The organism is Streptomyces sp. SKN60 (genome assembly GCF_026236535.1).
Lineage (GTDB): Bacteria > Actinomycetota > Actinomycetes > Streptomycetales > Streptomycetaceae > Streptomyces.
Genome location: NZ_JAHTMW010000004.1, coordinates 376,783 through 399,274, shown reverse-complemented (window position 1 = coordinate 399,274; position 22,492 = coordinate 376,783). Strand labels below are relative to the sequence as shown.

Genomic DNA, 22,492 nt, shown 5'->3' with positions numbered 1-22,492 from the left:
GTCCACCAAGGAGTTCCGTCGTGCGCACCACCGCGCCACGTAGAACCGCTCTCGCACTGGCCGGTGCCCTGCTGCTGGCCGGCTGCTCCGGCCCCGGCCCCGGCGCCTCGGACGCCGCCCTGACCGTCTCGACGACCACCGGCATCATCGCCGACCTGGCACGCCAGGTCGGCGGCGACCGCGTCGACGTCACCTCGATCGTCCCGCACCACGGCGACCCGCACTCCTACGAGCCCAGCCCGAGCGACACGGCCAAGGTCGCGCGGGCCGACCTCGTCTTCTCCAACGGGCTGCTCCTGGAGGAGCCCGGGATCATGAAGATGATCCACAACAACGCCCGCGAGGGCGCGCCGAAGGTCGAGATCGCCGCCAGGCTTGAGCAGTTCGGCGGCCACGTCATGAAGCTGGAGGAGGACCTCGGGCTCGACGTCCTGTGGCTCGGCTGGGCCGTGGAGGGCGAGGTCGCCGGCGAGGGCGCCCATGTGCGTACCAGCGCCGTGAAGCTCACCGGCCCGGGCGACCTGCACGTCTACCTCACCGACACCCTCGGCAACCCCACCAGCTACATCGACTCGACCGACGGCCTCGACGCGAAGGACTCCTTCACCCTGCCGCCCGAGGCCCACACCCACGTGAACTGGGTCTTCACGAAGCCGGGTACGTACGAACTGACCGTACGCGGCCAGGTCGAGGCCCTGGACGGAACGACCACCGACGCCGGACAGGGCACCGTCACCTTCACCGTCGGCGGCGCCGCGCACAACAAGCCGGCCGCGGGGCGCACGACGCTCGACGGCGGTCACGCCGACCTCACCCTCAACGCCCGGCAGAAGTCCGTCTACGTACGGACCGACGACAAGGCCACCGGCGGACGGCTGCGCCTACCCGGCCCGGGCGTCGCGCTGAACGTCCCCGACCGGGCGAAGGCGAAGGTGCCCAAGGAGGAGCAGTACCGCTTCCTCGGTGCCGCCGGCCAGGACATCTGGGTCCTGCCGCAGGCCGTCATCGGCAAGCACGTCCACGGCGACCTGGACCCGCACGCCTGGGGCGACGTGTCCAACGCCGAGGCGTACGTCCGCCGCATCGAGGCCGAACTCGCCAAGGCCGACCCGGCAGGCAAGGCCGTCTACGAGCGCAACACCAAGACGTACCTGCGCTCACTCGCCGACCTGCACAAGAACGTCGCCACCACCCTCGCGACGGTCCCCGCGGCCCACCGCAAGCTCATCACCACGCACGACGCCTTCGGCTACCTCGCCCAGGCGTACGGCATGGAGGTCGCCGGCTTCGTCGTCCCCGTCCCGAGCCAGGAACCGAGCGCGGCCGAGGTCGAGCAACTGCGGCGCACCATCCGGGAGAAGAAGGTCCCGGCCGTCTTCCTCGAACCCAACCTCGCCGCACGCGCCGACATCCTGCGCCGGGTGGCTCAGGACGAGGGCGTGGGCCTCTGCACGATCTACGGCGACTCCTTCGACGACAAGGTCCACGACTACGTCGGAATGATGCGCCACAACGCCGACGAACTCGCCCGCTGCCTGGGCGGAAAGGGAAGCACGACCCGATGACGAGCCTACGCAAGAAGGGGACACCCGGCCGGATCGCTCTCGGCCGCGCCCTCGGTACGGCCCTGATCCTGACCCCCACCGCGGCCCTCACCGCGACCGCCGCCGCGGCCGAGCCCTCGGCGTCCGAGCCTTCGGCGTCCGGGACTTCGGCGTCCGAGACCCCGGTCCCACGGGCCGTCACCCCGGACACACAGGTCCTGGTCGTACCGGACGAGGCCGCGTACGCGTTCCTGGGCGAACCGGGGGCGCGGGTGTGGGACATCGAGGAGCCCGCCGACGCCGCCGGACTGACCCTCACGGGCGTCGAGGGCCCCGGAGCCCTCGTCATCCACCGTGGGGGAGAGGGCACGGCGCCCGAGCTGGTGGCGCGCAGTGACGGTGCCGAAGGGCTGCCCGAGGACGGTTACCCGATTCCGCCTCGTGACGCCGCTGCCGCCGACATCGCGGTGCCGCCCGCCTCCCGCTGGGCGTTCACCGCCCCGGGCACGTACGGGCTCACCCTCGCCGACTCCCCGGCGACGGAACCGGTCCGCCGGACGACGACGTTGACGGTACGGGTCGGCGCCCCCGCTCTCGCGACGCCCACGCCTACGCGGACGCCGACGCCCACACCCATGCCCGCGGCGGCCGCTCCGACGGCGCCCGCCCTGGCGGTCACGCGCGCGGCGGCCCCGGCATCCACCAGGGCGAGGGCGGCCACGCAGAAGAAGGTCCTCCAGGAAGGCCATGTGGACATCGCGGCACGAGTCGTCGACGGGAAGCTGCAGATCCAGGTCAAGGACGGCACGGTCGCCGGGAAGACCACCTGGCGCGAGCCGTCCTCGGTGGAGCTCCACGTCAGGCCCGCCGCGAAGAAGCAGATCCCGGCCGGGAACGCCTTCTCCTTCCTGGGCAAGAGCGGCGAGCCGGTCTGGCTGCTCGACCAGGTCCAGCAGGAGGGCCTGCTGTGGCCGGGCTGGTCCACCGACAACGTCGAGGCGGGCGCGCTCAAGGGCGGTGTGAAGTTCGCCCTGACGAAGGCCGAGGGGCCCGGCAGCTTCGCCCTCTACACCTACGACGGACTCTCGGGCGCGAACGTCCTGTTCAACAGCAGGGACGGCGTGCCGGACACCATCGACGTCCCGGCCAACACGCACGCCCACGGCGGTTGGGCCTTCGGCGGCGAAGGAGTGCACCGGCTCACGGTCTCGATGACCGGCACCCTGGCGAACGGATCGGCCTCGACGGACACGGAGACGCTCACGTTCGTGGTCGGCGACGGGACGGACCCGGGTTCCGTCGCCCCGTCCGACGGCGCGTCCGGCAACCCGTCCGGCAACCCGTCCGGATCCGGAGGGGCGTCTTCGGGGACCGGCGACAAGCCGGACTCCGCAGGCGGCGACCCCGCCGAGGACCGCAAGAGCACATCCGGCTCCATGGCCGACACCGGCGCGGGCGACGTCGCGCTCATGGGCGCCGCCGCCGTGGCCCTCGCCGCAGCCGGCGCCACCCTGGTCGTGCTGAACCGCCGCAGGGGACAGCGGAACGGGGTACGGGCATGAGCGCGGCCGGTCCCGTCCTGCGGGCCGAGGGCGTCACCGTCGCCCTCGGCGGCCGCATCGCACTCCAGGACGCGCACCTCTCCGTCGGCGCCGGGGAACTGGTCGGGCTGATCGGACCCAACGGCGCGGGCAAGACGACCCTGCTGCGGGCCGTCCTCGGCCTCACCCCCCTCTCGGCCGGCCGGGTCCTGGTGGCCGGACAGCCCGTGTCGGAGGCGCGGCGCCTGATCGGCTACGTCCCCCAGCGCCACGAGTTCGCCTGGGACTTCCCGGTCGACATCGCCGGCGCCGTCCTGTCCGGCCGCACCCGGCGCATCGGCTGGCTGCGCAGACCGTCGGCGGCCGACCATGCCGCCGTGGACCGGGCGCTGGAACTCAGCGGCCTCACGGACCTGCGGCGCAGACCCGTCGGCGAGCTGTCGGGCGGCCAGCGGCAGCGCGTCCTCGTGGCCCGTGCCCTGGCCGCCGAGCCGCGCATCCTGCTTCTGGACGAGCCGTTCACCGGTGTCGACGTCCCCACGCAGGAGCTCCTGAACGACCTGTTCGGCCGGCTGGCCGAGGACGGAACGGCCCTGCTCATGACCACACACGACCTGGCGGCCGCCGCCCGCACCTGCACCCGCGTCGTCCTGCTCAACCGGACGGTGGTCGCGGAGGGCGGCCCGGAACTCCTTTCCGATCCGGACCGGATGCTCCAGGCCTTCGGCCTCGACCGGGCGGGCGCCGGGAGCGCGGCGGGGGAGGCGGCGTGATCGACTTCCTGCTCGGCCCGTGGGAACTCCCCTTCATGCAGCGCGCCTTCGCGGTCGCCGCGGTCGTAGGCCTGGTCTGCGGGGTCGTCGGCGTCTTCGTCGTCCTGCGGGGCATGGCCTTCATCGGCGATGCCGTGGCGCACTCCGCGTTCCCCGGCGTCGCCCTCGCGTATGCCCTGGAGGGCAATCTGCTGCTCGGCGGCGCGGCCGCCGGCATCACCACGGCCGTCCTGATCGCCTTCGTCTCCCAGAACCGGCGGCTGAAGGAGGACACCGTCATCGGCGTCTTCTTCGCGTTCGCCTTCGGCCTCGGCATCGTCCTCGTCTCCACCCGGGACAGCTGGACGACCGACCTGTCCTCCTTCCTCTTCGGCCAGGTCCTCGCCGTCGGCCCCGAGGACGTGTGGACGGTGGCGGGACTCGGAGCCGTACTCGTCACCGTCGTGCTCCTCCTGCGCAAGGAACTCGTCGCCGTCACCCTGGACCGCGAGACGGCGCGGGCCGCCGGACTGCCGGTCTTCCGCCTCGACCTGCTCCTCTACATCGTCGTGACGACGACGATCGTCATGTCCCTTGAGGCGGTCGGCAACATCCTGGTCCTCGCGCTGCTCATCACCCCCGCCGCGACCGCCCGCATGCTCACCGACCGGCTCGGCGTCATGACCCTGCTGGCGTCCGGCATCGGCTGCGCCGGCACCCTCGGCGGACTGTATGTCTCGTACGCGTACGACCTGGCGGCCGGCGGCTCCATCGTCGTCGTGCTCACCGGCCTCTTCGCCCTCACCTGGTGCCTGGCCCCCAGACACGGCCTCCTGGCACGCGCCCGCCGCCGGGCGGCGCCCGCGGCGCAGCCGTTGCCGGAGCCGGCCGGCTAGGCGAACGGGCGGGAAAGGAAACGCAGAGGGGGGCGCCGCGAGATCTCGCGGCGCCCCCCTCTGCGTCTGGCTGGTCGGGCTGCTGTTTCAGGCCGCCTGTTCGTGCTCGCAGGCGTCCTCGATGCCGTACGTCTCCCACGCGGGGAAGTCGTCGTCGGCGGGGACGGCCTCGCCCGGCACCAGCAGACAGGCTTCCAGCGCCGCGCGCAGGGCGTCGGCGCGCAGGCCGGTGCCGATGAAGACGAGCTCCTGGCCCTGGGTGGTCTCCGGGCCGCGGGCGCCGGACGGTTCGAACCGGGCGACGGCGCCGGCCTGGGACCACAGGCCCGTCACCCGGGGCCGGCTGGCGAGCCGGAAGAAGCCCTTGGAGCGCAGGACCCGCCCGAAGGTGCCGCTGTCCAGGCCTTTTGTGACGAAGGCCCACAGGCGCCCGGGATGGAACGGCAGCTCGGAGCGGAACACGAGCGAGGAGATGCCGTACTCCTCGGTCTCCGGTACGTGGTCGCCGTTGAGCTCCTTCACCCAGCCGGGGGCCTGCTGCGCCCGCTCGACGTCGAACAGGCCGGTGCCCAGGATGTGTTCGAGCGGCACCTGGCCGCGCACGGCCGGGACGATCCGGGCCTCCGGGTTGAGCCGCGACAGCGTGGCGCGCAGCCGGCGCGCCTCCTCCGGGCCGACCAGGTCGAGCTTGTTGAGGACGATGACGTCCGCGAACTCGACCTGGTCCATGAGGAGATCGCTCACGGTCCGCTCGTCGTCCTCGTACTGGTCCAGGCCGCGCGCGACGAGTTCGTCGCCGCCGTCCAGCTCGGGCAGGAACCCCGCGGCGTCCACGACGGTCACCATGGTGTCGAGCCGGGCGAGGTCGCCGAGGGTGGCCCCGTCGTCGCGGGGGAAGGAGAAGGTGGCGGCCACGGGCATGGGCTCGGAGATGCCGCTCGACTCGATGAGCAGATGGTCGAAGCGGCCCTCGCGGGCGAGCCGGTCGACCTCCTCCAGGAGGTCGTCGCGCAGGGTGCAGCAGATGCACCCGTTGGTCATCTCGACCAGCCGCTCCTCGGTGCGGGACAGGGCCGCCTCGCCGCCGCGGACGAGCGCGGCGTCGATGTTGACCTCGCTCATGTCGTTGACGATGACCGCGACGCGCAGTCCTTCGCGATTGCCGAGCACATGGTTGAGCAGGGTGGTCTTCCCGGCCCCGAGGAACCCGGAGAGAACCGTGACCGGCAGGCGGTCGGTGGGCGTCATGAGCGCTCAGCCCTCCGGCTGGATCAGGCCGCGCTCGTACGCCTTCACCAGGCGCTGCGGGACCTGGTGGACGACGCCGTCCACGGTGATCGGCACCAGCTGCGGCGTGGTCGCCTTCCACTGGGCGCGGCGGTGACGGGTGTTGCTGCGGGACATCTTCCGCTTGGGGACGGCCATCGTGAGACTCCTCGGTCCGGGTTCCGACACGCAGAGGCTATATGAAAATGGATCCTATTATCAATTTGTCCCGCGTGTGCCCCGCGGACCCCTTGCGGCCCGCGGGGCACACGCGTTCGCGTCTACCAGGACGACTTCGTCACTCCCGGAAGGAACCCGGCGTGTGCCTGCCGGCGAGCCTCTACGCGGGAGAGGCCGAACTTGCGCAGGTAGCCCCGGGGGCGGCCGTCCGTGCTGTCGCGGTTGCGTACCCGCGTGGCGCTGGCGTCGCGCGGCTGGCGCCGCAACTCCGCGAGGGCGGCGTCCCGTTCGGCCGTCGTGGAGGACGGGCGGCGGATGATCTCCTTCAGCTCCGCCCGCCGGGCGGCGTACCGCTCGACGATCTCCTTGCGCTTCTCGTTCTTCGCGATCTTGCTGCGCTTGGCCATCAGACCTTCCCTCCTCGGGCGCGGATGCGCGCCACGGCCGCTTCGAGGCCGATCACGTCCACCGTCTTGATCGCCTTGGTGCTCAGGGTGAGCCGGACGTGCCGTCCCTCGCTGGGCAGCCAGTAGCGCTTGCGCTGGATGTTCGGGTCGAAACGGCGTGAGGTGCGCCGGTGGGAGTGGGAGATCGTGTTGCCGAAGCCCGGCTTGGTGCCGGTCAGTTGGCAGTGAGCTGACATGGGTGATGCGCCTTTCCTGCTGGCTGGACTGTGGTGGCCACTGTAGCGGTATTGGAAATGAAAATCGTTCCCATATACTGTGCGGCATGGCACGCAACGAGATCCGCCCGGTCATCAAGCTCCGCTCCACCGCAGGCACCGGGTTCACCTATGTGACGCGCAAGAACCGGCGCAACGACCCCGACCGCCTGGTGCTCCGCAAGTACGACCCCGTGGTCGGCCGCCACGTCGACTTCCGCGAAGAGCGCTGACCACTCGGCCCCACCCCCACCCCGACCCCCCGACCATCGAAAGGTCCTGCCATGAAGCCCGGAATCCACCCCGCCTACGAGCCGGTCGTCTTCCGCGACTCCGCCTCCGGCACCGCGTTCCTCACCCGGTCCACGATGACCAGCGACAAGACCGTCGAGTGGGAGGACGGCAACACCTACCCGGTCGTCGACGTCGAGATCTCCTCGGCGAGCCACCCCTTCTACACGGGCACCGCCCGCGTCCTCGACACCGCCGGCCGCGTCGAGAAGTTCCAGCGCCGCTACGGAGCCCGCTGATGCGTGGCGATCACCGGCTCCCCGTCGTACTCGTCGGCGGACTGCACGCCGACGCCCGCAAGGAGGTCGTCGAACGACTCCTGAAGACCGTCCCCGGCAGCGTGGCCCTGCACCACGACCTGGCGGGGGCATCCGGCGGCAACGTCCTGCGGTTGATCCGCGACGCCTCCGGCACCCTCTCCTCCGGCGAGACGCCCCTGGTCAACGACTGCGCCTGCTGCGCCCTGCGCGAGGACCTCGTCCCGGAACTGGAACGGCTGGCGGACAGCCGTCTGACCCGTCTCGCCGTGGTCGAGCTGTGGGACTCGGTCGAGCCCAGGGCCATGGCGGAGGTCATCGCCGCCCACGGCGGAGACCGCCTGGCCCTGACGAACGTGATCACCGCCGTGGACCCCGCGCTCGTCCTGCCGTACCTCGGCAACGGAGACGACCTGGCCGAGGCCGGCCTGGCCGCCGCCCCGACCGACCAGCGGACCGTCGGGGACACCTGGGCCCGTCAGCTGGAGTACGCGCCCGTCCTCGCCGTCGTCGACAGCGCGGACGCGGACGACGAGGACCGCGCCCTCCTCGCGCAGTTGCACCCCACCGCGCGGCTCGTGCCGGCCGGCTCCGGCGAGCTCGCCGCGGCCGCGTTCGCCGGCTTCGACGTCGAGGCCGCGGCGGCCGCCCAGCACCCCGCCTGCGCGCTGCTGCCCCAGGACGCGGACGAGGCGGGCGTCAGCACCTTCGTCTGGCGCCGCCACCGCCCGTTCCACCCGGGTCGGCTGTACGAGGCCCTTGAGGACCTGTGCTGCGCGGCGGCCCGCAGCCGTGGGCGGTTCTGGCTCGCCGACCGCCCCGACACCCTGCTCGCCTGGGACGCGGCCGGCGGAGCGCTGTGCGTGGAGAGCGCCGGCCCCTGGCTGGCGTCCCTGCCCGACGCCGCCTGGGAGATGGTCCCGCCCGTCCGCCGCGCGGCGGCCGCCCTCGACTGGCACCCCGAGCACGGCGACTGCTGCCAGCACCTCGTCTTCACCTCGCCCGGCCTCGACCGGGAGGGGCTCGAAGTGCTCCTCGACTCCTGTCTGCTGACGGACGCCGAGTACCAGGCGGGCCGCGAGGCGTGGAAGCGCCTGCCCGCCGCGTTCGACTCGCTGCTCGACGCCGCCTGACCTCGTACGACCCCACTGAAACGCTCACCCGAAGGAACCGTGACATGGCCCGACGCCCCGACCCCCGCAAGCCCGTGAAGTCCCGCCCCAACCCGCTCGACGCGGCCGGCATCACGTACATCGACTACAAGGACACCGACCTGCTCCGGAAGTTCATCTCCGACCGGGGCAAGATCCGCAGCCGCCGCGTCACCCGGGTGACCGCCCAGCAGCAGCGGGCCCTCGCCGCCGCCGTCAAGAACGCCCGGGAGATGGCCCTGCTGCCGTACGCCGGTCGCTGACGGCTCCCCAGGAAGGGGGAGGGGAGCGGGGGAGTGGGGCGGGGGCGCGGCGGCCGCCTTCTTTCCCTCCGGATTGCCTGCATGACGATGTCCTGCCGCAGTCTTGGCGGAGCGATGGCAGGCACCTTCCGCCCCGGCGCCTAGCGTTCCGGTCATGCCGCCTCTGCCCTCCCACCCCGCACGCCCGGCCGCGCCCCGGGCCCTCCCGTACCGCAAGCCGACCCGCGGCCGGGACTACTGGATCCTGGACGACGTCCTGCCCGACCCCGACGCCGTACGGGCGCGCATGCTGGAGCGGGACGACTGGGTGCAGGGCTATCCGCACAAGCCCGAGCCGTGGCCGGGGCTGCGCACGATGCCGGGGCTCGAACCGGCCGAGCTGGCCCACGTGGAGAAGCTGGTCCGCAAGACCACGGGGGCGCAGCGGATCTGGGCCGTGGACCCCGCCGGCGGTGGCACCTTCAACCACAACTGCGTCCAGGTCGTCGGCAAGGACGAGTGCGAGCCGCGCCCGCACACCGACTCCCGCAGTCTGTGCCGCTACGCGGCGGTGCTGTACCTCAGCCCGGACCTGCCCAAGGACTGCGGAACCAGCTTCTACCGCCAGAACCTGCCCGGCGGCGTCCTCGGCGGCAATCAGGTGCTCGCCCCGCACGACAACCTGGTCGACGCGCTCGGCACCCGCTTCGTGCCCGAGGACTCCTTCACCGAGGACCTGCGCGTCCCGCCCCGCTACAACCGTCTGCTGCTGTACTCGGCCAACCTCATCCACACGGCGACCGGTTACACCGGCACGACCCTGGAGGACAAGCGGATGACGGCCGTCTTCTTCTGGATGGCGGCCGGCGGCACCAGGTGACCTCAGACGGTGGCCCTGCTCCGTCACGGAAGGCAGTCGGGGCGCCGGGCGTGGGCCGGGTCGAGCGCGTTGAGGACGAGGCGGGTGGCGGTGGGGTCGTAACCGATGCCGGTGTGCTCGGTGAGCGACAGCGGGCAGTGGTCCTGCACGACCTGGTTGACGACGTTCGGGGCCGGGCGGAGGAAGGACGAGGTGTACGGGGTGACGACCTCGTCGTAGCGGGTGGCGATCACCGTGTACGAGACCTCCGGCACCGTCTCGTCGCCCTCGTTGAGCGCCGTGACGAAGTCGGAGCCGGTGACCTGCTGGGCACAGGCGGGGCACGAGGAGCCGAGGAGCGCGTCGCCGCCGGGGAAGGCGCGGGCGAGCAGCCCGAGGCCCCAGAGCGAGGTGCCGTGGTTGGTGGGTGACAGGGCCACCAGGTGGGCGGTCTTCGCGGCGCCGCCGAGGTGGCGGAGGTAGTAGCGGGGCATCAGGCCGCCCTGCGAGTGGCCGACGAGGTCGACCCGGTCGGCGCCGGTCGCGGTTCTGACGCGGTCGACGAACGCGGCGAGTTGGCCGGCCGAGGTGGGAATGTCACCGGTGGCCATCAGCGGGCCCGAGCCGCTACCGCCGTAGTCGAGCGCGAACACGCAGTACCCCTGTGCCTTCAACTCCGGGGAGAGGCCCGCCCAGTTGGCGTACCGGTTCTCGAAGGTGCCGTGCACGAGGACGACCGGGCGGGGGTGGGCGGCGGTCGGGCGGCAGGCCCAGTCGTTCGCGCCGCTCGGCGCTGTCGTGGGGTGGAGCAGGGAGTAGCCGAGGGCGGCCGGGAAGCCGTCCTGGGGCGGGCCCACCGGCTCGGCCTCTTCCGCCGGCGCGGTGGCGGACGCGTCCACGGCGGGGCCGGCCGCGGCGGTCGTGGTGCCCACGAGGCCGAGACAGGCCGCGGTGGCGAGGCCGGACAGGACGGCTGCCAGGAGGCGGGGCGCGGTGCGCCGGGGCGTGCGGATGCGCATGGGGGTGATCTCCTCTGCCGTACGGGGCGGGGAGCGCGGGCCGCCTCGATGTCCTGGCCACGGGGGCGAGACACGGAAGCTACCGGCGCGTAACGTCGCATCCACACTCACGGCGGCGGTCGGAGCGCCACCAGCGCGGACCGCCACCGGAGCCGGAAGGTGTCACGGGCATGACCGCTTTCCCGGACGACCTCTCACCTCGCGCAGCGCCCCGCCCCTGTTCCGCCGCCGCACGTCCGCCGCCCCCGTCTGCCGCTTCCCTGGAGGTCCCCGATGGCTTCGCCGCCACCGTCACCGCCACTGCCGTCGCCCCCGTCACCGTCCGCCGACCCGTTCGTCCGCCGGCCCTGGCACGAACTGCCGGTCGTGCTCGCCGAGTTGATCCGGCCGCGGATCGACGGGATCGTCGCCGAGATGGGCGAGGCCATCCGGGCCGAGGTCCCGGCCTACCGCCGCCCGCTCGACTCGGCCGTCGGCCGCGACCTCACGGCGGCGATCCGCCGCGCGCTGTGGCAGTTCACCGAGCTGATCGAGAACCCGGACGGCGCCCAGGACCACCACAGCGGCCACTTCCGGCACCTGGGCCGGATCGAGTTCCTGGGCGGCCGGAGCGCCGACGGCATTCAGGCGGCCTTCCGGGTCGGCGCCCGCGTCGGCAGCCGCCGGTACGTCGAGATCGTGCAGGAGGCCGAGCTGCCGCCGCAGATCGTCGTACCGCTCCACGAGGCGGTCCTGGTCCACATCAGCGCCTTGTCGAACGAGGCCGTGAAGGGGTTCGCCGCGGCGCGGCACCGCTCGGAGGGCGAACTGCGCAGGGCCCGGCGGGCCCTCGCCGACCGCCTCCTCGACCCGACGAGGGAGGGCCGCGAGGGCCGGGACGGCCGGGCCCCGGTCGAGGGCGAGCTCGCGGCGCTCGGACCGCTCGCCGAACGGGCCCGCTGGCCGCTGCCGGCCGCCGTGGCGTGCGTACTCGTCCGCGGCACCGGCCGGCTGCCCGTACCCGGCGCCGACGACGCGCTGCTCTCCGTCACCCGCGGCGGGGACACCGTGCTGCTCGTGCCGGACCCGGAGACGGGTGGTCTGCTCGATCGCCTGCGGGCCGCTGCCAAGGGCCGGGCGGCCGCCGTCGGCCCGGCCGTGGCACCGCCGTCGGCCTGGCTCTCGCTGCAGTGCGCCCGCCTCGCCCTGGACCACCGCGCACCGGGCGACGACGCCGTGTTCGTGTCGGCCGACGCGGACCTGGCCCGGCTGCACCTGCTGCGGGGCGCCCCGATCGGGCGGCTGCTCGGCCATCGGGTGCTCGGCGTGTTCGACGGTCTGCCGGAGGGCCGGGCGGCCCGGCTGGCCGAGACCCTCGACGCCCTGCTCACCTCCTGGGGACGCTCGGCGCCCGAGGTCGCCCGGGCGCTCGGCATCCATCCGCAGACGGCCCGGCGTCGACTGCGCCGCCTGGAGGAGCTGTTCGGCGACCGCCTGGGCGACCCGGCCTTCCGCTTCGAGGCCCTGGTCGCCCTGCGCACCCGCGCCCTCGACGCGGGACCGCCGAAGGGCGACAGCTGACAGGGCGAGAGCTGACAGGGGAGAGCCGGAAACAGCGGCGACGGTTGTGCCCGCCGGTGAGCGCACCGGCGGGCACAACCGTCGCCTGCGGAGGGCTCAGGCGCCCGCCCTCCGCTTGTTCCACACGTCGAAGCCGACCGCCGCGAGCAGCACCAGGCCCTTGATGACCTGCTGCCAGTCGGTGCCCACCCCGACCAGGTTCATGCCGTTGTTGAGCACGCCGAGGACCAGGCCGCCGATGATGGCGCCCAGGATGGTGCCGACACCGCCGGTCATCGAGGCCCCGCCGATGAACGCGGCGGCGATGGCCTCCAGTTCGAAGTTCACGCCCGCCTTCGGCGAGGCCGCGTTGAAGCGGGCGGCGAAGACGAGTCCGGCGAGCGCCGCGAGCATTCCCATGTTGAGGAACACCGCGAAGGTCACCTTGCGGTCCTTGACCCCGGACAGCTTGGCGGCGGGCAGGTTGCCGCCGATCGCGTACACGTGCCGTCCGATCACCGCGTTGCGCATCACGTAACCGAAGCCGACAAGCAGTACGGCCAGGATCAGCAGCACCACGGGCGCGCCCTTGTAGCTGGCGAGGAGCAGGGTGGTGACCAGGACCGCGGCGACCAGGGCCGTCACCTTGAGCGCGAACAGGCCGGTGGGCAGCGTCTCCAGGGCGAACTCGCGCTGGCGGCGCCGGTCCCGCACCTCCTGGAAGATCACATAGGCGGTCAGTCCCAGCCCGAGGAGCAGGGTCACGTTGTGGTAGTTGGTCTTCGGTCCCACCTCCGGCAGGAAGCCGTTGGCGAGCTTCTGCAGGCCCTCCGGGAAGGGGCCGAGCGTCTGGCCCTTGAGGAAGATCTCCGTGAGCCCGCGGAACAGCAGCATGCCGGCGAGCGTCACGATGAACGACGGTATGCCGACGTACGCGATGAAGAAGCCCTGGAGGGCGCCGGCGACGGCGCCGAGGAGCAGGGTGAGGAGCACCGCGACCGGCCAGGAGACATGGTGCTGCACCATGAGCACCGCCCCGATGCCGCCGACCAGGGCCATCAGGGAGCCCACCGACAGATCGATGTGCCCGGAGATGATGACGATCATCATGCCGATGGCCAGGACGAGGATGTAGCTGTTCTGCAGCACCAGGTTGGAGACGTTGCGCGGCAGCAGCAGGTCGCCGCCCGTCCAGACCTGGAACAGGAGCACGATCAGGCCGAGCGCGAAGAGCATCCCGTACTGGCGCATGTTCCGCCGGACGCCGTCCAGGAGCACCCGGACCACCGGTGTCCCCTGCCGCCCGGGTGCCGCGCCGCCTGGGGGCGCCGGGGCGCTCTTGTCCATGGTGATGTCGGTGCTCATGTCCGGTGTCCTTCGCTGGAGGCGGCGCCCGCGGCGGCCGCCGGTGGTGCGGGGGTGTCCTGCGTCATGTGCCGCATCAGCACTTCCTGGGTGGCGTCCGCGCGGGAGACCTCGCCGGTCAGCCGTCCCGCCGCCATGGTGTAGACGCGGTCGCACATGCCGAGCAGTTCGGGCAGCTCGGAGGAGATGAAGACGATCGCCTTGCCCTCGGCGGCGAGCCGGTCGATCACGGTGTAGATCTCGAACTTGGCCCCCACGTCGACGCCCCGGGTGGGCTCGTCGAGGATCAGCACGTCCGGACCGGCGAGGATCCACTTGCTGAGGACGACCTTCTGCTGGTTGCCGCCGGAGAGGCGGCCGACCGGTTCGAGGACGTTCGGCGTCTTGATGTTCATGGTCCGCCGGTACCGTTCGGCCACCTTGCGTTCCTCGTGCCCGTCGACGACGCCGCGGCGGGCGAGGGCGCCGAGCGACGCGAGCGAGATGTTCCGGCTCACGGACTCGCCGAGGTTGAGCCCGTAGTGCTTGCGGTCCTCGGTGACGTACGCGATGCCGTGGGCGACGGCCTCGGGCACCGTACGGGTGCGCACCTCGCGGCCGTCCTTGAGCACGGTGCCCCGCTCGTAATGACCGTAGGAGCGGCCGAAGACGCTCATGGCGAGTTCGGTGCGGCCGGCCCCCATGAGGCCGGCGACGCCGACGATCTCCCCGCGGCGGACCCGGAGCGACACCCCGTCGACGACCTTGCGGCCGCGGTCGAGCGGGTGGCGCACGGTCCAGTCCCGGACCTCCAGGACGGGTTCGGCGTCGGCCGGGCCCTCGTACGGCGTGCGCTCGGGGAAGCGGCTGTCGAGGTCCCGCCCCACCATGCCGCGGATGATGCGCTCCTCGGTGGTGGCCGGGTCCCTGACGTCGAGGGTCTCGATGGAGCGCCCGTCGCGCAGGATGGTGACGGAGTCGGCGATCCGGGCGATCTCGTTGAGCTTGTGCGAGATGATGATCGACGTGATGCCCTGGCTCTTCAGCTCGCGCATCAGCCGCAGCAGCTTCGCGCTGTCCTCGTCGTTGAGCGCCGCGGTGGGCTCGTCGAGGATCAGCAGCCGGACGTTCTTCGCCAGTGCCTTCGCGATCTCCACGAGCTGCTGCTTGCCGACCCCGATGTCGGCGACCCGGGTCTCGGGGTGCTCGTCGAGCCCGACCCGCCGGAGCAGTTCGGCGGCCCGGCGCAGCGCCTCGTGCCAGTCGATGATCCCGCGCCGGGAGGGCTCGTTGCCGAGGAAGATGTTCTCGGCGATCGACAGATAGGGGACGAGGGCCAGTTCCTGGTGGATGATCACGATGCCGTGCTGCTCGCTGGCCCGGATGTCCTTGAACCGGCACGGCTCGCCGTCGAAGAGGATCTCGCCCTCGTAACTCCCGTGCGGGTGGACGCCCGAGAGGACCTTCATGAGGGTCGACTTCCCGGCGCCGTTCTCCCCGCACAGCGCGTGCACCTCGCCGCGCGCCACGGACAGGGTCACCTCGGAGAGCGCCCTGACGCCGGGGAAGGTCTTGACGATGGAGCGCATCTGGAGGATGGGCCCGGCGGCCGGGTCCGGCCCCGGCCCCGGCCCCGAGTCCGGACCCGGAGGCTGGGCGGGGACTGCCGCGGGCGTCACCGCAGCTCCCCGGCGTCGATGTAGCCCGAGTCGACCAGGACCTTCTGGTAGTTCGACTTGTCGACGCTCACCGGGTCGAGCAGGAAGGCCGGGACCACCTTCTTGCCGTTGTCGTAGGTGGTGTCGTCGTTGATCTCGGGCTTCTTGCCGGCGAGGACGGCGGAGACCATGTCCGAGGCGACCTGCGCGAGGGCGCGCGTGTCCTTGTAGACGGTCTGCGTCTGCTGGCCCGCGATGATCGACTTCACGGAGGCGACCTCCGCGTCCTGGCCGGTGACGACCGGCAGCGGCTTGGCGGGGCTCCCGTAGTCGTCGGACTTCAGGGCGGAGAGGATGCCGATGGAGATGCCGTCGTAGGGGGAGAGCACGGCGTCGACCCGGGCCGTGGCGTACGAGGAGGTCAGCAGGTCGTCCATGCGCTTCTGCGCCGTCCCGCCGTCCCAGCGCAGGGTGGTGACCTGGTTGAGCTGGGTCTGCTGGGAGCGCACCACCAGCTGCTTCTTGTCGAGGTAGGGCTTCAGCACCTTCATGGCGCCGTTGAAGAAGTACTTGGTGTTGTTGTCGTCGTTGGAGCCGGCGAACAGCTCGATGTTGAAGGGGCCCTTCTTCGCGCCGCCCTTGAGTCCCAGCTTGTCCACGATGTACGTGGCCTGGAGCTCGCCGACCTTCTCGTTGTCGAAGGAGGCGTAGTAGTCGACGTGCGGGGAGCCCAGGATCAGCCGGTCGTAGGAGATCACCGGGATGTGGGCGTCCGCCGCCTGCTGCAGGACGTTGGACAGGGCCTCGCCGTTGATGGCGGCCACCACCAGGGCGTCGACGCCCTGGGTGATCATGTTCTCGATCTGGGCGACCTGCTGGTCGGGGTCGTCCTCGCCGTACTGCAGGGTCGTGGCGAAACCGGCCTTCTTCAGGCTCGCGGTCATGTTCCGGCCGTCGGCGATCCACCTCTCGGAGGACTTGGTGGGCATGGCGATGCCGATGGTGATGTCCTTCTTGTCCTTCGACTCCTGGCTGCCCCCCTCGCTGTTCTGCCCGCAGCCGGTCAGGAGCAGGGCACCGCTGGTGGTCACGGCCAGGAGGGCGGATACGGATCGGAACTTCTTCATGGGCGTTACCTGGCAATCCCGTCGTCGAGGGCGGCTCCGGCCGGGGACGGGCACGGCGGCGGCGCGTGTCCTCGCGCCACCGGACGGCACCGTTCCGGCGGGGTGGCCAGGGCGTCGGCGCCCCGGTCGAGCTAGATTGTTAGCGCTCACAACTGAGTGATACAAGAGGCGATAAGGTTTTTCTCGTATCGATGCACAGCCGCAATGTCGATACGCAGTCGCGATCAGGGAGAGGGGAGGCGAACGTGGGGCATCCCGCGGAAGAGGTCCGCCCGCCGACGATGGCCGATGTCGCTCGGGAGGCGGGGGTCTCTCATCAGACGGTCTCCCGGGTGCTGAGTGGTCATCCCAATGTGCGTGCGGCCACGCGTGAGCAGGTGACCGTGGCGATCGAGCGGCTGGGCTACCGCCGTAACTCCGCGGCTCGCGCTCTGGTGACGCGCCGGACGCGGACGCTGGGTGTCATCGCGGTCAACACCGCCCTGTACGGTCCGGCCAGCACGATGACGGGTCTGCAGGAGGCGGCGCGGGAGCAGGGCTATCTGGTCTCCACGGTGAGTCTGCGCACCGGGGCGGGGCAGGCGCTGAAGGATGCCATCGACCACCTCGCGGCCTGGGGTGTGGAGGGGGTCGTCGCCATCACTCCGCAGCGCTCGCACGTGCAGGCGCTCGCCGAGCTGGACGCGCCCTTCCCTGTGGTCACGGTGGAGGGCGGTCATCAGCTCGATCTGCCCGGTGTCTCGCTGGATCAGGAGCGCGGTGCCCGTATGGTCACGGAGCATCTGCTCGCCGCCGGGCACCGCACGGTCTGGCACGTGGCCGGGCCCGAGGACTGGCTGGAGAGCGAGGCCCGCACCGCGGGCTGGCGCGCGGTCCTGGAGGACAGCGGTATCCGGCCCCCGCGTGTGCTGGCGGGTGACTGGAGCCCGCTGTCGGGGTACCGGGCGGGGCAGGAGCTCGCGGGGCTCGCCCTGGCCCGCCGGGGCGCGGCGCCGGTCACGGCCGTCTTCGTCGCCAACGACCAGATGGCGCTCGGCGTCCTGCGGGCACTGCGCGAGGCCGGCATCCGCACCCCCGCCCAGGTGGCCGTCGCCGGCTTCGACGACATCCCCGAGGCCGAGTACTTCCCCCCACCGCTGACCACCGTCCGCCAGGACTTCGCCACCATCGGACGCCGCAGCATCGGACTCCTCGTGGACCACATCGAAGGCCGCGCCCGCAAGGCCGAACACCTCCTGGTGGAACCACAGCTCATCATGCGCGCCAGCACCCGCCCCCCGGGCGACGCCTGACACGGCGGCCGGCTGCGGCCGGCCCGTCGCTCGCTCGTTCCATGCGTGCGTGAGCGCTCACTTCGCAGCCCCTGCCCTCGGCCATCTTTCACCGAATTCCCTGGCAGCTCTTGTCTCTGCCAAATGTGAGCGCTAACAATCAAGGTGCTTCTCCCGCCCTCCCCGCCCTCCCGGCCCCTGCCCATGACGAGAGAGACCCACCGTGACCGCACACGCCCTTCCCGACACCGCCGCCCGTCACCACCCCGAGGCCTGCACCGTCGGCGTCGACTTCGGCACCCTCTCCGGGCGCGCCGTCGTGGTCAGGGTCCGGGACGGCGCCGAACTCGGTTCGGCGGTCCACCCGTACCGCCACGCCGTCATCGAGGACCGCCTGCCCGCCACCGGCGCGACCCTGCCCCCCGACTGGGCCCTGCAGCACCCCGAGGACTGGCGCGACGTGCTGCGCACGGCCGTTCCGGCGGCGGTCGCCGAGGCCGGGGTCGACCCCGCCCGCGTCATCGGCATCGCCACCGACTTCACCGCCTGCACCGTCCTGCCGACCACCCCGGACGGCACCCCGCTCGCCCTGACCCCCGACTGGGCCGCCCGCCCGCACGCCTGGCCCAAGCTCTGGAAGCACCACGCCGCCCAGGACCAGGCCGACCGCATCAACGCCCTCGCGCACGCCCGCGGCGAGAAGTGGATCGGGCGGTACGGCGGGAAGATCTCCGCCGAATGGCAGTACGCGAAGGCCCTGCAGGTCCTGGAGGAGGACCCCGCCGTCTACGCCGCCTGCGCCCGCTGGATCGAGGCGGCCGACTGGATCGTCTGGCAGCTCACCGGCAGCGAGTCCCGCAACACCTGCACCGCCGGCTACAAGGGCATCCACCAGGACGGCGGCTACCCCTCGCCCGGCTTCCTCGCCGGACTCCACCCGGACTTCGCCGACTTCCCCGCCACCCGCCTCGAGCACCCGCTCTCCCCGCTCGGCTCCCGCGCCGGCGGGCTGAGCGCCCTGGCCGCCCGCTGGACCGGCCTCCCCGAGGGCATCGCCGTCGCCACCGGCAACGTCGACGCCCACGTGGCCGCGCCCGCGGCGGGCGCCGTCGAGAACGGGCGGCTGCTCGCCATCATGGGCACCTCCACCTGCCACGTCCTCAACGGCGCCGCCCTCGCCGAGATCCCCGGCATCTGCGGGGTCGTCGACGGCGGCATCGTCCAGGGCGCCTACGGCTACGAGGCCGGCCAGAGCGCGGTCGGCGACATCTTCGCCTGGTGGCTCCGGCAGGGCGTCCCGGACCACTACCGCGCCGAGGCGGAGGCCTCGGGCGAGGACCTCCACCAGCTCCTGACCCGCAAGGCCGCCGACCAGCCGGTCGGCGCGCACGGCCTGGTCGCCCTGGACTGGATGAACGGCAACCGTTCCCCGCTGGTCGACCACCACCTCTCCGGAGTCGTCGCCGGCCTCACCCTCGACACCCGGCCCGAGGACGTCTACCGCGCCCTGCTCGAATCCACCGCCTACGGCACCCGGCTGATCGTCGAGGCCTTCGACGACGGCGGGATCCCCGTCGAGGAGTTCATCGTCACCGGCGGCCTGAAGAAGAACGCGCTGCTCATGCAGATCCACGCCGACGTGCTCCGCCGCCCGGTCTCCCTCGGCACCTCCGAGCAGGGGCCGGCGCTCGGCTCGGCGATCCACGCCGCCGTCGCCGCGGGCGCGTACCCCGACGTCCGCTCCGCCGCCACCGCCATGGGCAGCGTCCGGCGCCACGCCTATCTGCCCGATCCCGCACGCGCGGACGCCTACGACGCGCTGTTCGGCGAGTACCGCGCCCTGCACGAGCACTTCGGCACCGGCACCGACCTCCTCCTGCACCGCCTGCGCCGGATCCGCAACAGCGCACGCGCCGCCACTACCGACTGACCGACCGGGGCACCCCCCCCGCCCCCACCCCCGGCCCCGCCCCGTACGCACCTCTCCGCCCCCGCACCTCCGAGGAGCACACCCGACATGACGCCCGCCGCCCAGCCCGACCGCGAGATCTGGTTCCTCACCGGCAGCCAGGCCCTCTACGGCGACGACACCCTGGCCCAGGTCGCCGAACAGTCCCGCACCCTCTGCGCGATCCTCGCCGGCCGGCCGGAGCTGACCGTCCGCCTGGTCTGGAAGCCGGTCCTCACCGACGCGGCCGCCATCCGCGCCGTCTGCCTGGAGGCCAACGCCGACGACCGCTGCATCGGCCTGATCGCCTGGATGCACACCTTCTCCCCGGCCAAGATGTGGATCGCCGGCCTCGACGCCCTGCGCAAGCCGCTGCTCCATCTGCACACCCAGGCCAACCGGCGCCTGCCCTGGTCCACCATCGACATGGACTTCATGAACCTGAACCAGGCCGCCCACGGCGACCGCGAGTTCGGCTTCGTCCAGACCCGTCTCGGCGTCCCGCGCAAGACCGTGGCCGGCCACGTCACCACCCCCGAGGTCGTCGACCGCATCGCCGGCTGGGCCCGCGCCGCGGTCGGCCGCGCCGAGCTGACCACCCTCAAGCTCGCCCGCTTCGGCGACAACATGCGCGACGTCGCCGTCACCGAGGGGGACAAGGTCGAGGCCCAGCTGCGGTTCGGCGTCTCGGTCAACACCTACGGCGTCAACGACCTGGTCGCCGCCGTCGACGCCGCCGACCAGGACACCGTCACCGCGCTCGTCAAGGAATACGAGGACCGCTACGCCCTCGCGCCCGAACTGCGGACCGGCGGGGAGCGCCACGACTCGCTGCGCTACGCCGCCCGCATCGAGGCCGGCCTGCGGAGCTTCCTCACGGAAGGCGGCTTCCGCGCCTTCACCACCAACTTCGAGGACCTCGGCGGTCTGCGGCAGCTGCCCGGCCTCGCCGTGCAGCGCCTGATGGCCGACGGCTACGGATTCGGCGGCGAAGGAGACTGGAAGACCGCCACCCTGCTGCGCACCCTCAAGGCGATGGGCCACGGCCTGCCCGGCGGCACCTCCTTCATGGAGGACTACACCTACGACCTCACGCCCGGCGAAGAGCTCATCCTCGGCGCCCACATGCTGGAGGTCTGCCCCTCGCTCACCACGGGCACGCCCAGCTGCGAGATCCACCCGCTCGGCATCGGCGGCCGCGAGGACCCGGTCCGTCTCGTCTTCGACGCCGACCCCGGTCCGGCCGTCGTCGTGGGCCTCGCCGACCTGGGCGACCGGTTCCGCCTCGTCGCCAACCACATCGACGTCGTCGCCCCGCCCGAGCCGCTGCCCCGGCTCCCCGTCGCCCGCGCCGTCTGGCGGCCCCGCCCGGATCTCCGTACCTCCACCGAGGCCTGGCTGACGGCCGGAGCACCGCACCACACCGTCCTGACCACCGCCCTCGGCGGCGAGGAGCTCGACGACCTCGCCGAGATGCTGCGGACCGAACTCGTCGTCATCGACGAGGACACCACCGTCCGGCGCTTCACCCGCGAACTGCGCTGGAACCAGGCCTACCACCGGCTGGCCCAGAGCCTGTGACCACCCCCACTCCCACCAGGACGGAGTCCTCCATGAGCCAGACCGTGTCCGAGGAGCTGCGCCGAGAGGTGTTCGAGGCCAACCTCCGCATCCCCCGAGCCGGGCTCGCCACCCTCACCTGGGGCAATGTGAGCGGGGTCGACCGAGAGGCCGGCGTCTTCGTCATCAAGCCCTCGGGAGTGGCCTACGAGGTGCTGAGCGAGGACGACCTGGTCGTCGTCTCCCTGTCCGACGGGAGCGTCGTGGACGGCCGGCTGCGGCCGTCCACCGACACCGAGACCCATCGCAGTCTCTACCTCGCCTTTCCCTCCATCGGCGGGGTGACCCACACCCACTCCACCCACGCCGTCGCCTTCGCCCAGGCCCGGCGTCCGATCCCGGTGCTCGGCACCACCCACGCGGACACCTTCAACGGCCCCGTCCCCGTCACCGCGCCGCTCACCCCCGAACAGTGCGCCAGGGACTACGAGTTCCACACCGGCCAGGTCATCGTCGACCTGCTCGACGGTGACGACACCCGGGCCCGGGAGGTCCCCGGCGCCCTGGTCGCCCACCACGGCCCCTTCACCTGGGGCGCGAGTGCCACCGCGTCCCTGGAGCACGCCGTGATCTGCGAGGCGGTGGCCGAGATGGCCCTGCACACCATCGCGCTCGGCCCGGTCGAACCCCCGCAGCACCTCCTGGACCGTCACTTCACGCGCAAGCACGGCCCGGACGCGTACTACGGAAACCCGTCGGCACCGTCAGTTCCGCGCCCGTCGCGGCCCTGACCTCGTCGACCGTGACGCCGGGGGCGAGTTCGGCCAGGACGAAGCCGTCCCCGGTGATGTCGACGACGGCGAGGTCGGTGATGACGCGCTGGACGACGGCCCGGCCGGTGAGCGGCAGGCCGCACTCGGCGACGAGCTTGGGCGTGCCGTCCTTCGCGGTGTGTTCCATCAGCACGATGACCCGGCCGGCGCCGTGGACCAGGTCCATGGCGCCGCCCATGCCCTTGACCATCTTGCCGGGGATCATCCAGTTGGCGAGGTCGCCGGCGGACGAGACCTGCATGGCGCCGAGCACGGCCGCGTCGATGTGACCGCCGCGGATCATCCCGAAGGACAGCGCGGAGTCGAAGAACGAGGCGCCGGGCAGGGTGGTGACGGTCTCCTTGCCCGCGTTGATCAGATCGGGGTCGAGCTCGTCCTCGGTCGGGTACGGGCCCACCCCGAGGATGCCGTTCTCGGACTGGAGGACCACCTCGACGCCCGGCGGCAGGTGGTTGGGGATCAGGGTCGGCAGGCCGATGCCGAGGTTGACGTAGCTGCCGTCGGTCAGTTCGCGGGCGGCGCGGGCCGCCATCTGCTCACGGGTGAGGGCCAT

23 protein-coding genes are annotated in these 22,492 nt (G+C 72.1%); 14 read left to right on the top strand and 9 right to left on the bottom strand.

Annotated elements, in window-relative coordinates; translation table 11 throughout:
* Positions 1 to 20: 20 nt before the first annotated feature.
* Genes KV205_RS09660 through KV205_RS09645 form a run of 4 tightly spaced genes read left to right on the top strand, consistent with a single transcriptional unit; the run spans position 21 to position 4,733 of the window.
* Positions 21 to 1,565, top strand: a complete 1,545-nt coding sequence (locus KV205_RS09660; RefSeq protein WP_265863680.1) for an anchored repeat ABC transporter, substrate-binding protein — start codon at positions 21 to 23, stop codon at positions 1,563 to 1,565.
* Positions 1,562 to 3,106, top strand: coding sequence for a TIGR03773 family transporter-associated surface protein (locus KV205_RS09655; protein ID WP_265863679.1), 1,545 nt, complete (start codon positions 1,562 to 1,564; stop codon positions 3,104 to 3,106). Before KV205_RS09660 ends, KV205_RS09655 begins: the two co-directional genes overlap by 4 nt.
* Positions 3,103 to 3,858 carry an anchored repeat-type ABC transporter ATP-binding subunit gene (locus KV205_RS09650; RefSeq protein ID WP_265863678.1) on the top strand — a complete coding sequence of 252 codons (756 nt, stop codon included), beginning with the start codon at positions 3,103 to 3,105 and terminating at the stop codon, positions 3,856 to 3,858. Before KV205_RS09655 ends, KV205_RS09650 begins: the two co-directional genes overlap by 4 nt.
* Positions 3,855 to 4,733 (top strand): anchored repeat-type ABC transporter permease subunit, encoded by an 879-nt coding sequence (locus tag KV205_RS09645; protein ID WP_265863677.1) that lies wholly within the window; start codon positions 3,855 to 3,857, stop codon positions 4,731 to 4,733. Before KV205_RS09650 ends, KV205_RS09645 begins: the two co-directional genes overlap by 4 nt.
* Before the next feature lie 87 nt (positions 4,734 to 4,820).
* Here KV205_RS09645 and KV205_RS09640 read toward each other — a convergent pair whose 3' ends face one another.
* The 4 genes from KV205_RS09640 to rpmB form a co-directional block, all read right to left on the bottom strand.
* On the bottom strand, positions 4,821 to 5,981 hold the full coding sequence (locus tag KV205_RS09640; RefSeq protein ID WP_265863676.1) for a GTP-binding protein: 1,161 nt from the start codon (positions 5,979 to 5,981) through the stop codon (positions 4,821 to 4,823).
* Positions 5,982 to 5,987: 6 nt separating this feature from the next.
* Entirely contained in the window at positions 5,988 to 6,158 is a 171-nt protein-coding gene (rpmF, locus tag KV205_RS09635) for a 50S ribosomal protein L32 (protein ID WP_086824730.1), read from the bottom strand.
* A gap of 122 nt (positions 6,159 to 6,280) precedes the next feature.
* Entirely contained in the window at positions 6,281 to 6,586 is a 306-nt protein-coding gene (rpsN, locus tag KV205_RS09630; protein WP_265863675.1) for a 30S ribosomal protein S14, read from the bottom strand.
* Positions 6,586 to 6,822 (bottom strand): 50S ribosomal protein L28, encoded by a 237-nt coding sequence (gene rpmB, locus KV205_RS09625; RefSeq protein WP_265863674.1) that lies wholly within the window; start codon positions 6,820 to 6,822, stop codon positions 6,586 to 6,588. The genes rpsN and rpmB overlap by 1 nt, the downstream gene beginning before the upstream one ends.
* A gap of 86 nt (positions 6,823 to 6,908) precedes the next feature.
* Between rpmB and rpmG the strand changes: the two genes are divergently transcribed.
* The 5 genes from rpmG to KV205_RS09600 all read left to right on the top strand — a co-directional run bounded on the left by rpmG (position 6,909) and on the right by KV205_RS09600 (position 9,661).
* Positions 6,909 to 7,073: a 50S ribosomal protein L33 gene (gene rpmG, locus KV205_RS09620; RefSeq protein WP_099198435.1), complete on the top strand. Its 165-nt coding sequence runs from the start codon at positions 6,909 to 6,911 to the stop codon at positions 7,071 to 7,073.
* Positions 7,074 to 7,124: 51 nt separating this feature from the next.
* Positions 7,125 to 7,370 carry a type B 50S ribosomal protein L31 gene (locus tag KV205_RS09615; protein ID WP_041132231.1) on the top strand — a complete coding sequence of 82 codons (246 nt, stop codon included), beginning with the start codon at positions 7,125 to 7,127 and terminating at the stop codon, positions 7,368 to 7,370.
* Positions 7,370 to 8,521 carry a GTP-binding protein gene (locus KV205_RS09610; RefSeq protein ID WP_265863673.1) on the top strand — a complete coding sequence of 384 codons (1,152 nt, stop codon included), beginning with the start codon at positions 7,370 to 7,372 and terminating at the stop codon, positions 8,519 to 8,521. The genes KV205_RS09615 and KV205_RS09610 overlap by 1 nt, the downstream gene beginning before the upstream one ends.
* 44 nt (positions 8,522 to 8,565) lie before the next feature.
* Positions 8,566 to 8,802: a 30S ribosomal protein S18 gene (gene rpsR / locus KV205_RS09605; protein WP_265863672.1), complete on the top strand. Its 237-nt coding sequence runs from the start codon at positions 8,566 to 8,568 to the stop codon at positions 8,800 to 8,802.
* Between the two features lie 154 nt (positions 8,803 to 8,956).
* Positions 8,957 to 9,661 (top strand): DUF6445 family protein, encoded by a 705-nt coding sequence (locus KV205_RS09600; protein ID WP_265863670.1) that lies wholly within the window; start codon positions 8,957 to 8,959, stop codon positions 9,659 to 9,661.
* Positions 9,662 to 9,684: 23 nt separating this feature from the next.
* Here the strand turns inward: KV205_RS09600 and KV205_RS09595 are convergent, their stop codons facing one another.
* Positions 9,685 to 10,659, bottom strand: coding sequence for a triacylglycerol lipase (locus KV205_RS09595; protein ID WP_265863669.1), 975 nt, complete (start codon positions 10,657 to 10,659; stop codon positions 9,685 to 9,687).
* A 273-nt stretch (positions 10,660 to 10,932) separates the two neighbouring features.
* Between KV205_RS09595 and KV205_RS09590 the strand changes: the two genes are divergently transcribed.
* Complete coding sequence (locus KV205_RS09590) at positions 10,933 to 12,219, top strand: helix-turn-helix domain-containing protein (protein ID WP_265863668.1); 1,287 nt, start codon at positions 10,933 to 10,935, stop codon at positions 12,217 to 12,219.
* 96 nt (positions 12,220 to 12,315) lie between these two features.
* Here the strand turns inward: KV205_RS09590 and mmsB are convergent, their stop codons facing one another.
* The 3 genes from mmsB to chvE form a co-directional block, all read right to left on the bottom strand.
* A complete protein-coding gene (gene mmsB / locus KV205_RS09585) occupies positions 12,316 to 13,563 on the bottom strand; it encodes a multiple monosaccharide ABC transporter permease (protein ID WP_265863667.1) in 1,248 nt (415 codons plus the stop codon).
* The gene (gene mmsA / locus KV205_RS09580) at positions 13,560 to 15,131 is read right to left on the bottom strand and encodes a multiple monosaccharide ABC transporter ATP-binding protein (RefSeq protein ID WP_265863666.1); all 1,572 of its coding nucleotides are present in this window, start codon (positions 15,129 to 15,131) and stop codon (positions 13,560 to 13,562) included. The genes mmsB and mmsA overlap by 4 nt, the downstream gene beginning before the upstream one ends.
* An 86-nt stretch (positions 15,132 to 15,217) precedes the next feature.
* Positions 15,218 to 16,327: a multiple monosaccharide ABC transporter substrate-binding protein gene (chvE, locus tag KV205_RS09575; RefSeq protein ID WP_265863665.1), complete on the bottom strand. Its 1,110-nt coding sequence runs from the start codon at positions 16,325 to 16,327 to the stop codon at positions 15,218 to 15,220.
* A 281-nt stretch (positions 16,328 to 16,608) separates the two neighbouring features.
* Here chvE and KV205_RS09570 point away from each other — a divergent pair, with 281 nt between their 5' ends.
* From KV205_RS09570 to araD, 4 genes are all read left to right on the top strand, one after another.
* Positions 16,609 to 17,619, top strand: a complete 1,011-nt coding sequence (locus KV205_RS09570) for a LacI family DNA-binding transcriptional regulator (RefSeq protein ID WP_265863710.1) — start codon at positions 16,609 to 16,611, stop codon at positions 17,617 to 17,619.
* A gap of 202 nt (positions 17,620 to 17,821) precedes the next feature.
* Positions 17,822 to 19,528 carry a ribulokinase gene (gene araB, locus KV205_RS09565; protein WP_265863664.1) on the top strand — a complete coding sequence of 569 codons (1,707 nt, stop codon included), beginning with the start codon at positions 17,822 to 17,824 and terminating at the stop codon, positions 19,526 to 19,528.
* A gap of 87 nt (positions 19,529 to 19,615) precedes the next feature.
* Positions 19,616 to 21,127, top strand: coding sequence for an L-arabinose isomerase (araA, locus tag KV205_RS09560; RefSeq protein ID WP_265863663.1), 1,512 nt, complete (start codon positions 19,616 to 19,618; stop codon positions 21,125 to 21,127).
* 32 nt (positions 21,128 to 21,159) lie between these two features.
* Positions 21,160 to 21,897: an L-ribulose-5-phosphate 4-epimerase AraD gene (gene araD, locus KV205_RS09555; RefSeq protein ID WP_265863662.1), complete on the top strand. Its 738-nt coding sequence runs from the start codon at positions 21,160 to 21,162 to the stop codon at positions 21,895 to 21,897.
* Here the strand turns inward: araD and KV205_RS09550 are convergent.
* The gene (locus KV205_RS09550) at positions 21,821 to 22,492 is read right to left on the bottom strand and encodes a CoA transferase subunit B (RefSeq protein WP_265863661.1); all 672 of its coding nucleotides are present in this window, start codon (positions 22,490 to 22,492) and stop codon (positions 21,821 to 21,823) included. The two genes, araD and KV205_RS09550, sit on opposite strands and share 77 nt — an antisense overlap.

Bases quoted from the DNA above. Each gene is read 5' to 3' on its own strand.
- rpmF (WP_086824730.1), bottom strand. From the start codon at position 6,158: ATGGCCGTCCCCAAGCGGAAGATGTCCCGCAGCAACACCCGTCACCGC.
- rpmG (WP_099198435.1), top strand. From the start codon at position 6,909: ATGGCACGCAACGAGATCCGCCCGGTCATCAAGCTCCGCTCCACCGCA.
- KV205_RS09610 (WP_265863673.1), top strand. From the start codon at position 7,370: ATGCGTGGCGATCACCGGCTCCCCGTCGTACTCGTCGGCGGACTGCAC.
- KV205_RS09655 (WP_265863679.1), top strand. From the start codon at position 1,562: ATGACGAGCCTACGCAAGAAGGGGACACCCGGCCGGATCGCTCTCGGC.
- KV205_RS09550 (WP_265863661.1), bottom strand. From the start codon at position 22,492: ATGGCCCTCACCCGTGAGCAGATGGCGGCCCGCGCCGCCCGCGAACTG.
- mmsB (WP_265863667.1), bottom strand. From the start codon at position 13,563: ATGAGCACCGACATCACCATGGACAAGAGCGCCCCGGCGCCCCCAGGC.
- mmsA (WP_265863666.1), bottom strand. From the start codon at position 15,131: ATGCGCTCCATCGTCAAGACCTTCCCCGGCGTCAGGGCGCTCTCCGAG.
- rpmB (WP_265863674.1), bottom strand. From the start codon at position 6,822: ATGTCAGCTCACTGCCAACTGACCGGCACCAAGCCGGGCTTCGGCAAC.
- KV205_RS09615 (WP_041132231.1), top strand. From the start codon at position 7,125: ATGAAGCCCGGAATCCACCCCGCCTACGAGCCGGTCGTCTTCCGCGAC.
- rpsN (WP_265863675.1), bottom strand. From the start codon at position 6,586: ATGGCCAAGCGCAGCAAGATCGCGAAGAACGAGAAGCGCAAGGAGATC.
- rpsR (WP_265863672.1), top strand. From the start codon at position 8,566: ATGGCCCGACGCCCCGACCCCCGCAAGCCCGTGAAGTCCCGCCCCAAC.
- KV205_RS09570 (WP_265863710.1), top strand. From the start codon at position 16,609: ATGGCCGATGTCGCTCGGGAGGCGGGGGTCTCTCATCAGACGGTCTCC.
- KV205_RS09600 (WP_265863670.1), top strand. From the start codon at position 8,957: ATGCCGCCTCTGCCCTCCCACCCCGCACGCCCGGCCGCGCCCCGGGCC.
- KV205_RS09640 (WP_265863676.1), bottom strand. From the start codon at position 5,981: ATGACGCCCACCGACCGCCTGCCGGTCACGGTTCTCTCCGGGTTCCTC.
- KV205_RS09590 (WP_265863668.1), top strand. From the start codon at position 10,933: ATGGCTTCGCCGCCACCGTCACCGCCACTGCCGTCGCCCCCGTCACCG.
- araA (WP_265863663.1), top strand. From the start codon at position 19,616: ATGACGCCCGCCGCCCAGCCCGACCGCGAGATCTGGTTCCTCACCGGC.
- chvE (WP_265863665.1), bottom strand. From the start codon at position 16,327: ATGAAGAAGTTCCGATCCGTATCCGCCCTCCTGGCCGTGACCACCAGC.
- KV205_RS09650 (WP_265863678.1), top strand. From the start codon at position 3,103: ATGAGCGCGGCCGGTCCCGTCCTGCGGGCCGAGGGCGTCACCGTCGCC.
- KV205_RS09595 (WP_265863669.1), bottom strand. From the start codon at position 10,659: ATGCGCATCCGCACGCCCCGGCGCACCGCGCCCCGCCTCCTGGCAGCC.
- araD (WP_265863662.1), top strand. From the start codon at position 21,160: ATGAGCCAGACCGTGTCCGAGGAGCTGCGCCGAGAGGTGTTCGAGGCC.